The 1002-nt window shown below is 74.7% G+C and carries 1 protein-coding gene; it reads right to left on the bottom strand.

Translation table 11 applies throughout. From position 1 onward, the window contains the following. Positions 1-1002, bottom strand: a 1002-nt coding sequence (locus G3N94_RS41725) for an FtsX-like permease family protein (protein WP_241022374.1), incomplete at both ends; no start/stop codon positions are given.

Here is a 1002-nt window from a genome sequence, read left to right as displayed (position 1 = left end):
CGACGGCGAGTCCGCCCGCGACGACCGGCCCGAGTTCCAGCTGGCCCGCGCCGCGGCGCGTGAGCGCGCGCAACAGGCCGCTGCCGAGCGCGTAAGCAGCCAACGCGATGCGAACGGCGCCGCCCCGCTCGCGCCGCAGCACGCGCACCGGCGGCACGCGCGTAAGCGGCGCGAGCGGCGGCAACGCGAAGCCGAGCAGCAGCACCAGCGCCGCGCCGATACCGACGAGCGCCGGCCACAGCGTCGGCGGCGGCAGCACGACGTCGATCAGGCTGCCGAGCGCCGCCAGCAGCAGCCAGTGGCCGCCGTAGCCGAGCAGCGCGCCCGCCACGCCGCCCGCGATGCCGAGCCCCGTGAATTCGAGCGCGAACAGCGCGCCGAGTGTGCGGCGGCTGACGCCAAGGCAGCGCATCGTCGCACAGCCGTCGAGATGGCGCCGCATATAGCGCTGCGCGGCCATCGCGGTCGCGACCGCGGCGAGCAGCCCGGTCAGCAGCGCGACGAGCGTCAGGAAATGGCGCGCGCGGTCGAGCGTCTGGCGCACCTGCGGCTGGCCCTCCTGCAGCGATTCGAGGCCGACGCCGCGCAGCTTGCCGTCGTCGACGCGCGCGTGCGCGTATGCCTCGAAGCGCGCGACCGCATCGTCGGCGCCGGCCACCAGCAGCCGGTAGGTGACGCGGCTGCCGTAGCCGGTCAGCCCGGTCGCAGCGAGTTCGTCCGCGCGCATCATCACCCGTGGCGAGAAATTCACGAACGAGAAGCCGCGATCGAGTTCGCGCGAGATCGATGCCGCGACCGTGAACGTGCGCAGCCCGACCCGCACGGTGTCGCCGATCTTCAGGTGCAGCGCGTCGAGCAGCACCGGATCGGCCCACACGGTGCCGGGTGCCGGAATCGCGGCCGCCTTGCGTGCGCGCGCGCCGTCGGCCGGCACGATCTCGACCGCGCCGCGCAGCGGATAGCCGGCCGACACGGCCTTTACGGCCGCGAGCCGCGCAGGAG

Source organism: Burkholderia sp. Ac-20353 (assembly GCF_017104785.1).
Lineage (GTDB): Bacteria > Pseudomonadota > Gammaproteobacteria > Burkholderiales > Burkholderiaceae > Burkholderia.
Note: the sequence above shows the minus strand (reverse complement) of the source record. Positions and strands in the feature narration are given on the sequence as shown.